This window comes from Zhongshania sp. (assembly GCF_041623545.1).
In the GTDB taxonomy this organism is placed as follows: Bacteria; Pseudomonadota; Gammaproteobacteria; order Pseudomonadales; family Spongiibacteraceae; genus Spongiibacter.
The window spans coordinates 1-9731 of record NZ_JBFJWS010000111.1; the positions used below are offsets into that span (position 1 = coordinate 1).

Annotated in this window: 6 protein-coding genes; all 6 read left to right on the plus strand. The window is 48.4% G+C overall.

Annotation, left to right across the window (positions count from 1 at the left end; genetic code table 11):
- Positions 1–438, plus strand: a 438-nt coding sequence (pgk, locus tag ABYT30_RS11075) for a phosphoglycerate kinase (RefSeq protein ID WP_373096474.1), incomplete at its 5' end; no start/stop codon positions are given.
- 97 nt (positions 439–535) lie between these two features.
- Complete coding sequence (gene fba, locus ABYT30_RS11080) at positions 536–1600, plus strand: class II fructose-bisphosphate aldolase (protein ID WP_373096476.1); 1065 nt, start codon at positions 536–538, stop codon at positions 1598–1600.
- A 233-nt stretch (positions 1601–1833) separates the two neighbouring features.
- Positions 1834–2229 (plus strand): hypothetical protein, encoded by a 396-nt coding sequence (locus ABYT30_RS11085; protein WP_373096478.1) that lies wholly within the window; start codon positions 1834–1836, stop codon positions 2227–2229.
- 243 nt (positions 2230–2472) lie between these two features.
- Entirely contained in the window at positions 2473–3594 is a 1122-nt protein-coding gene (locus tag ABYT30_RS11090; RefSeq protein WP_373096480.1) for an FIST signal transduction protein, read from the plus strand.
- A 6-nt stretch (positions 3595–3600) separates the two neighbouring features.
- Complete coding sequence (locus ABYT30_RS11095; RefSeq protein ID WP_373096481.1) at positions 3601–5799, plus strand: response regulator; 2199 nt, start codon at positions 3601–3603, stop codon at positions 5797–5799.
- A gap of 1526 nt (positions 5800–7325) precedes the next feature.
- Positions 7326–9731 (plus strand): TonB-dependent receptor (locus ABYT30_RS11100; RefSeq protein ID WP_373096483.1); only part of this gene is annotated, 2406 nt, incomplete at its 3' end.

Here is a 9731-nt window from a genome sequence, read left to right on the forward strand (position 1 = left end):
CTCATGGAGAAATGCGATATCCCGCTGCCGACGGATGTTATTACCGGTAAAAAGTTTGATGAGAACGAGCCAGCTACCCTGCGGCCAGTTGAATTTGTCGGCGACGACGATATGATTTTCGATATTGGTCCGGTTTCTGCCGCTTGTTTGGCGGAAATACTGAAACAAGCGGGCACTATTATCTGGAATGGCCCAGTTGGCGTATTTGAGTTCGATCAATTCGCCGATGGCACAGAAGACATTGCGCGGGCTATTGCTGAATCGTCAGCGTTCTCCATTGCCGGGGGCGGTGATACCCTTGCCGCTGTCGATAAATTTGGCATTGCCGATCAAGTGTCCTACATCTCGACCGGTGGCGGTGCATTTTTGGAATACGTAGAAGGCAAGGTATTGCCAGCAGTAGCAATACTAGAAGAACGCGCCGCTGGGGTCGTCTGAAGTCAGAGGTCTGACGTCGGGCGCGGGTTTTTCGTCAGACATTTGACGCCCGACGTCCGACCAAACGAATTATTAATGAGTTTAAAAGGAAATCATCATGGCACTTATCAGTCTACGCCAAATGCTGGATCACGCTGCCGAATACGGTTATGGCGTGCCGGCGTTCAATGTTAACAACTTAGAGCAAACTCGCGCGATTATGGAAGCGGCGCGGGAAACCAATAGCCCGGTCATCATGCAGGCGTCTGCCGGTGCCCGCAAATACGCCGGCGCGCCCTTTTTGCGGCATATGATTTTGGCGGCAATTGAAGAGTTCCCCGAGATTCCCGTGGTTATGCATCAAGATCACGGCACCAGCCCGGCTATTTGTCAGCGCTCAATGCAGTTGGGCTTTAGCTCGGTGATGATGGACGGCTCTTTGCTAGAAGACGGCAAAACCCCTGCGGATTACGACTACAACGTCGATGTTACTCGTCGTGTGGTAGAAATGGCCCACGCTTGCGGCGTGTCGGTTGAAGGTGAGTTAGGGTGCTTGGGGTCGCTGGAAACTGGGCAAGCTGGTGAAGAGGATGGCGTTGGCGCCGAGGGCACTTTGTCTCACGAGCAAATGCTGACCGACCCCGAAGAAGCGGCAGACTTTGTTGCCAAAACCGGCGTTGATGCCCTAGCCATTGCCTGTGGTACCAGCCACGGCGCTTATAAATTTACCCGGCCGCCTACAGGCGATATTTTAGCAATTGACCGCATCAAGGCGATTCACGCTCGTATCCCCGGTACCCACTTGGTTATGCACGGCAGCTCCAGTGTGCCACAAGATTGGCTAGCCATTATTAATGAGTTCGGTGGCGAAATTCCCGAGACTTACGGCGTGCCAGTGGAGCAAATTGCCGAAGGTATTAAGCACGGTGTTCGTAAAGTGAATATCGATACCGATCTGCGTTTGGCGTCTACCGGCGCAATTCGTCGCTTCTTGGCAAACAACCCGAGCGAATTTGATCCGCGTAAATACTTGCAAGAAACCATTAAGGAAATGAAGGCAATTTGTATTGCCCGTTATGAAGCCTTTGGTACTGCCGGTAATGCGTCTAAAATAAAGCCGATGAGTTTGGAGGCCATGTATTTGGAGTACGACTCAGGCCGGTTAAACCAAAAGGTAAGATAATTTTTTATTAAGGGCTGTCTTTTAGATGGCCCTTTTTTTAACGTTCTTGTATAAAAAAATCCCCTTCCTGCTAATTTTTCTTGTTTTTCTGTGTCATTAAATAGAGTTTTATCTATGTTAGAATGCCGCCGTTCGTGCGCATGCAGAAGATAAAATAATAAATTTGGATGGCGTCGATGTCGTAGTAATTAGAATCTGAACCCATTTATTTTTTTACTTTATAGAAGGTGTTTATGGATATCGCAAGACTGCAAAAGCAATTACAAGCTGAACACAAAGCTTTGGATCAAAAGTTTAAATTTATATCTGAGTTGCAAACCTTGATGAGCAAGCATGGTCAAAGCGCCGATGATTTGTTAGCGATATTAACCGCCGAGCCAGCTGTTGATACAGCGCCGGCTAAAAAGCGCGGCCGCAAAGCAGGTGTTAAAAAAGCTGGACCAGGTATTAAAAAGGCCCGCGTCGCTGCGCCAGCAAAGGCCCGTAAAAAAATGGCGCCACGCCCATTACGTAGCTTTAAAAACCCGAAAACCGGGGAGGTAACCGAGACTCGTGCGCCACAGGTCGACAAAGTTATTAAAACATGGGCGCAGGAGCTTAAGGTCGACTGGCGCAGCTTGGAGATTTAATAAACCCATAAATTTATAATTTGGGGTGGTTAATCACCCCAATCTGCTTGCCTGTTTCTTGTCCCTCTATTTTTTGCTGCTTCAATTAAACGTGTTAACGCGTTTCACCGCCTTTAATAAGTCCTTTCTCAGCGTGCTATTTGTTTTATCGCTAATTTGTCGTTATGGGTATTACCGTATACAGTCATAATGATTGGCAGCGTATGATGGCGCCTCATATATAACCACTATAGGGGCTAGCCGGTGAAGTCGGAGTTGTTTTCATGGCATACAGAGTGGGGGCGCGGCAGTGATTTGTCTGATGCCAGTCTCGTGATCTATTTTGCTGCTCCGACAGTGATTCGCGGCCATAATGTCTCTGATATTTTACGTAAGCGTTACCCCCTTGCTCGGCAAATAGGTTGCTCAAGTGGTGGCGAGATTCACGATGCCGGTGTGATTGAAGACAGTATTTCTGGGGTGGCACTTAGCTTTGATCGAGCGGAGTTTAAAATCGTTAGTGCCTCGGCGAATTCGGGTGAGGATTATCATATTGGTGTCGAGCTTGCCAGCCAATTGTTACGCGATGACCTAAAATGGGTATTTGTATTATCTGATGGTTTAAATGTTAACGGCAGTGACTTGGTTCGTGGTTTAAGTGAAGCGCTGCCTAATAATGTTTTGCTTACCGGCGGTTTGGCTGGTGGCAGCCCCGGATTTGGTGAAAGCTTTGTGGGTTTGGACGAGCCTCCCCAAGCTTTGCGGATTGGCGCCCTAGGGGTTTATGGTAGTGGTCTACATTGTAGTAGCGGTAGCATGGGCGGGTGGCAGGTATTTGGCCCACCCCGTCAGATTACCCGCGCCGAAGGTAATATACTCTACGAACTAGACGGTGCCCCTGCCTTGGACCTATATAAGCATTATCTCGGTGCTGAGGCCGCAGAATTACCGACGAGTGCATTGCTATACCCTTTGGCAATCTGGGCGCCGGGGCAGACCAAGCAGGATGTTGTACGCACCATTGTCGGAGTAGATGAAGCGAGTAAAAGTTTAATTTTTACTGGTGATGTACCGGTGGGTTATAGCGCTAAACTAATGAGTGCCAGCTTTGCTCAGCTAGCGAGGGGTGCCGAACAGTCGGCAGAGCAAGCGCGGGTTAATAAGAATGGTAAGGAAAGCGTGGCTATCCTAGTCAGCTGTATAGGCCGGAAGTTACTTATGGGGCAAATGGTTGCCGACGAAATTGAAGCGGTAAAGGACGTTCTGCCACAGGCGACAAAAATCACTGGATTTTACTCCTATGGCGAAATTGCCCCTCATGGTTATACCGGTAATTGCCAGCTGCACAATCAAACAATGACGATTACCACTATTTGGGAAGACTAGATCGCTATGTCTAGGCACCGTTTGTTACAGCGCCAATTGCGCGCCGCGAGTACTGGGGGGGCAGTTGATATTGAGAAACTGCTAGGCTTGGTGGGAGCTGCTTATAGCGATTATGACTCCCTAGTGGAGCGCAGTCAGCGCTCACTAACATTAATGTCCGATGAACTGGGCGCGACGAATGAGGCCCTGCGGGCGGAAACCGTGAGGCTTAAAGAGTTTTATGAATACGCAGTAGACAGCGCAGATTTAGGTCTTTGGGAGTGGCAGATAACCAAGGGAATTATTGAATGTAATGCGGGATTTAAATCGATTATTGCCTATCCTGCTCACTGCCCGCTAAGTGTGGCGGAGTTTATGTTGGCGAACATGCTTGAAGAGGACTTCAAAGCCCTCGAAAAAAGGATGTTCAGTCATATTCTGGCGGACGACAGTTTGTTTGAAACACGGGTCAATATTCGCAGGCCTAGCGGCGAGGCGAGTTGGGTGCTTATGCGTGGCAAGGTTATAGAGCGTGACGAGGCTTCCGCCCCGCTGCGTATGGCGGGAACGCTTGTCGATCTCAATGACCAAGTGGCGTACGAGCTGGCATTAGAGAAATTAAGCCGCCTGTCTGGGCAAGTTGATTTAAGTTTAGAGCAAAAATGTCAGCAATTATTGGCGTTGCTGAATAGTATCATCGGCACCGATTTTGGTCGGATTAACGTCCTAGAAGGCGAGATGATTAAGGTCTTGTTTACGGCGGGAGCGGCCTCGAAAATGGTGCCCGGCACGCTGAGTAAATTCGACAATACACTGTGTTCCGCATGTGTTGAATCGGCTAGCCGAGTACGCTTGATTCCCGATTTAAGCAAAGCTGGATTTGCAGATCACCCGGCTCGTAAATACATGGGTGTAGAGAGCTATATCGGTGCTGCTATCTACGTGCATGGGGAGCTATTTGGCACGGTCTGTCACACTTCGTCGAGTGTGTCGCGGTTCACCGATATCCATAAAAACCTCATGCAGTTGGCTGCCCATTGGTTGGGTGGCGAAATTGAGCGCGAGCAGAACCAGCAATCCTTAAGTGATGCCCACGCCGAATCAGTAAGCGCCAATTTAGCGAAGTCTGAATTTCTAGCGACAATGAGCCATGAAATTCGAACGCCGCTCAACGGTATTATGAGTTTGGTGGAAATTTTGAGGGAGTCTCCCGCTGACGATTTGCAGCGCGAGCGCCTTGATACCATGCAGCGTTCGTCTCAGGCATTGCTGTCGGTAATCAGTGATATCCTCGATTTTTCCAGGATTGAGGCGGGTAAGCTTGAGCTGGAGTGTAAGGTCTTTGATTTAAATACCTGTATCCGTGACACCGTAGATACCTTTCAAGCGCTTGCTGAGGAGAAGGGCGTGGAACTTACCGCCTATTGTGACAGTCATGTGCCTGCCCATGTGAATGGTGATGAAGGGCGCGTGAAGCAAATACTCAATAATTTGCTCAGCAATGCACTGAAATTCACCAGTAAGGGCTATGTGACCTTGTCCCTGCATTGCGACGGCGGCGAGGGTGGACCAATTCGTTTTGTCGTGCAGGACAGCGGTGTCGGTATGAGCTCGGAACACATTGCAAAGGTGTTTGAGAAATTTACCCAGGCTGACAGTACGACTACGCGGCGCTACGGTGGCAGTGGTTTAGGTTTAACGATTAGCCGCCAATTAGCGGAGTTAATGGGCGGTAGTATCAGTGTTAAAAGTGAGTTGAACCAAGGCTCGGAATTTATCGCGCTATTGCCATTGCAGTGGGCCGATGCAAACCAATACCGCGCACTAGAGACTGTAGCGGAAAATGTCTCGACAGTAGATTTTGATATCAAGGTCTTGCTGGTAGAGGATAATCAGGTAAACCAGTACGTCATCAATACCATGCTAGAAAGCATAGGCTGTAAAACAAGCATTGCTGCCAATGGTGTAGAAGCGTTGGCGTTCTTAAAAGAACAAAAATTTGATCTTGTGTTTATGGATATGCAAATGCCGGAAATGGATGGCATTGTCGCGACCGAAAACATTCGTCTGAATCCGGCGCTATTAGACTTGCCAATTATTGCTATGACCGCAAACGCGCTGGCGAGTGACCGCGAACGCTGTCTTGTGGCCGGCATGAATGATTATTTGCTGAAGCCGTTTCGAAAAGATCAGTTAGTAGACATGCTCAGTAAATATATGCCTTAAAAGTAGCTGAATCACAATGTTAGAGTGGGTGAGTGAGTCAGAAACCTGTAACTCACCTAGATGGTTCATCAGTCAGTTAATCGCTGCGCTTTAGCGTTTTATCGCAGTAAATAATAGCCACGACATAATGCTAATCCTTGCGCCGAAAATCGCCACCAGGATCCAGAAGGGGAAAATCCCATTCCAGGCGAAGACGCCGGTTTTAAAGAAGAGCAGGAGTAAGGTGGAAATGAAGTGGGCGAATGGCAGCATGCCGATTACGAGTAAGACGATAAAAACTGCGCCTGACCATGCACCGGCTAAATGAGATCTGCATTGTCCTAATTAAATTTTAATCTACTGATAGTAGATTGGCGCAGGGTGGCGCTACACCATTAATACCGTAACATTGCTCAAAGAAGCGCTTGTGGGCTTTGGCTGGCAATTAGCTGCATTGATTTCAGGGCGGGCAGTACGTGTAAATTTGAACGGAGGGGGAAAGGCCGCTCACCTTACTGGTATGTGCGCAAACGCCTACCAGATAATTTTATCGGTAATATATACTTTTATAGCAAGTCTGGCAGTCTGAAATCGAAACTCATAAAAATACTGGTAAAGCAACAAAGTGTGAGGTCGTTGTGGCCTGCTGATCAGATGCTGGGGGGGAGCGTTGGTTCGTTGCCTTAAGGGAGGAGGTTGTGCCGGAGTGCCAGCCAAATATCGATTCGGTGCAGACATCTCGGAGGTTTGATTTCTAATTTTCTGGTGTTAGGGCGTTAGAGAAAGAGTCACTATTTAATTCTTTGGTGTGTGATTCATTCTCTCGTGGAAAAGCTAATATCTACTTAAATACTGAGTATTCGGTGTCCTTGTTTTAGTCCTCTAATTAAAAATATAATCTTTACAATGAGATGCGCGCGGCGGCGATGCATGCATAGTAACTGCCTGTGATAATTTGTAGTTAACTTCCCTTCGGTGCAAGCCGGCTTTCCTAGCGTTATCGTGTCTCGCAACTTACTGAACTAAATTGGTATTGCAGCTGTGGTTTAACTGGGTGCGGGGGTCCCTTGGCGCGAATTCCTAATCAATTGACATGTATGCGCAATACAAGGGATGAGCCAGCAGTGAATAATAAGAGATATTGCCATTTGGGATTGCTAGGCGTGGCTTATCAACGGGATGTTAACAATCTGCACCTTTGCGGATCGAATGTATTTTAAATTAAACCTCAAATCGCCCTTGATTGTTCTTGTTGTGACGCAGCTCGGTCGAAAAATCGGGTTACGTTTCGTAATAGACGTGTTCTGGCGCGAAGTGACTATGTGTTTGGCGTATTGAAATCTAGGTTTATCAGCCTAAAAGAGTCGATACTAAATGGCTTGTGATTTACCAGATGTTGGCAGGCGAAGATACCGTACTACTCCGGGAAATCTGCCGATTTAACAAAAAGGCGTGGCGTAAGTTGGCGCTAAGCTAATAATAAAGACCGACCATTGCGAAATTATTTTTATTCTCGTTTTACCGTATACCTTCGTGTGGAGACCACAATGTCGTTTCGAAAAGCTGAACCCAAACCTACTTCATTGTTTTTGCGGCGCCATGCCCCGACGATCACTGGTATGTTGCTGCTGAATTGTGTTGGCGCGATTGCAGCACCTGCATTAGAAGAGGTTTTGGTAACCGCGCAGAAGCGCAGCCAAAGTACGCAAGATATCCCGGTTGCCGTTACAGGGCTTGGCGGTGATGCACTCGATAAGTTGGGGTTCGATAACGCCACGGATATTGGTGCTCAGGTGCCCAATATGCAGGTTAGCGGCGCCTATGGGGAGGTGCAGCCGATATTCTCTATTCGCGGTGTGAGCATGTCGGATTACAGCTCTAATCAAGCGAGTCCAATTGGCGTGTACGTGGATGAAGCCTACTTAGGCCCCACCTATAGCCACGGCTCAAGCTTTTTCGATATAGAGCGACTTGAAGTGCTGCGAGGCCCTCAAGGCACGCTTTATGGAAAAAATACCACAGGTGGGGCGATCAATATAATCACTCGAACACCCGGTTTTGAGAATGAGGGGCGGAAGTATTTAAAGGTTGGCGCCGGTAGTTTCAATGCGAGTTCGGTGGAAGGCGCTACAGAAACGGAGTTAATTAGCGGTGTGCTGGCGGCGCGAGTTGCGGCCAGTATCAAGAAAAACGACGGCTGGATGGAGATTGTAGGTAAAGATGCCAACGGTGCTGAAGCCGATTTTCGTGGCGCTCGCTTGGGCCTGAATTGGATCATTAACGAGCGCTGGGATACGGTGCTGAAATTGACGTCTTCAAAGAATGATGGCAGCAGCACCCCGCCCAAAAGTGAGGCGCGGACGGACCTGCGGGGCACAGGGTTGGAAGGGGATTCAAATGGCTTTATTGATTATGTTGGTTACTTTCGGCCAGACAGTCTTGGTTTTTATGAGGTCGAATCAGATGCGTCGGGTAAGCTGGTTACACACGCCGACTTAGGCGTGCTGACGACGAATTATAGTGCCGATAGCTACACGCTTACGTCAGTGACATCCTTCCTTGATGCCGATTACTACCAAGCGCAAGATACTGATGGCGGTCCTAAGGGCTTGCTAGAAATTCTCTGGTCTTCAGAGTCGCGTAGTTACAGTCAGGATTTTCGTTTCACATCAAATTTCGATGGTATGTTCAATATCATTGCCGGGCTCTATTACGGTTACGAAGACTTATCGATGCATAACATTTACTTAATATTTAAAGATCTCCCAGATCCGCGTGTAGTTGTTGCCAAACCAGACACCGCGAGCGATGCGCCATTCCTGTTCGATGTAGGCCAAGTTGTGCAACGTTTGGCTATAGAAAAAGAGAGCCTAGCCGGCTATAGCCAAATGCGTTTTGATTTCACCCCGGCTTTTGGTATGGACATTGGTCTGCGTTATACCCGCGATAGAAATACCATGACCTACCTTAACTTGTCTCGCTATGACGACGATGGTGAACCTATCGGCAGTTGGGTGCCGGGTAATTCCTCGGGTATCGACAATGCATGGTTTCGCGCGCCGTTAAGCCCAGCCGCATTGTTAGATTTGTTGGCTAATCCAGCTGCGCTTAATGCGTTCACAAGTGCTGGTTTCACGCACGGCGCGTTCACAACAGCATCCGCGCCGGAGCTGGACGTTATTGAAAATGAATGGACCGGAAAAGTCGGTATAGATTATCGGTTTACCGATAACTGGATGGTCTACGCAAGCGCTAGCCGAGGTTATCGAGCGGGTAGCTATAATGGCGGTGTGTACTACGAAGCGCGGCCACTGGAAACTGCTTACGCCGCCCCAGAATATATCGATGCTACTGAGCTCGGTGTTAAGGCCGATCTATTAGACAATAGTATGCGCCTAAACATGGCTGTATTTTCCTATGATTACACTGATCAGCAGTTTATTAACGTCGTGGGAATCTCAAACTTTCTTGAGAATGCTGGCTCCTCAAGTATTCTTGGCGCCGAGGCAGAGCTGTGGGCAAGGCTGACTGAACGACTAACAATTCAGGCTACAGCAGGCTTCTTAGAGACTGAGTACTCGGAGCTGGAGCTGGCTAATACCGAAACCCTCGGCGACCCAAATGACCGCGTCGACCTATCAGGTAATGAGTTGATATCGGCACCCAAGCTGAATCTTAGTTTTTCGATCGACTACGATGTATTAATCACCGAACACGGATACCTCAGCGTTAATACCAATGCTAGTTTTCAAGATGACCAGTGGTTCAGTGCCTACAACGATCAATATGGTTACGGTGAAATTCGCCAAGACGCATATTGGCTCTACAACGGGCGCATAGGTTGGTACGCGAACGATGGCAGCTACCAGCTAAGTGTTTGGGGTAAGAACTTGCTAGACAAGGAATACCATGTGTACGCCCTGAATCTGCAAGCCAGCTTCGGGTATGACGAA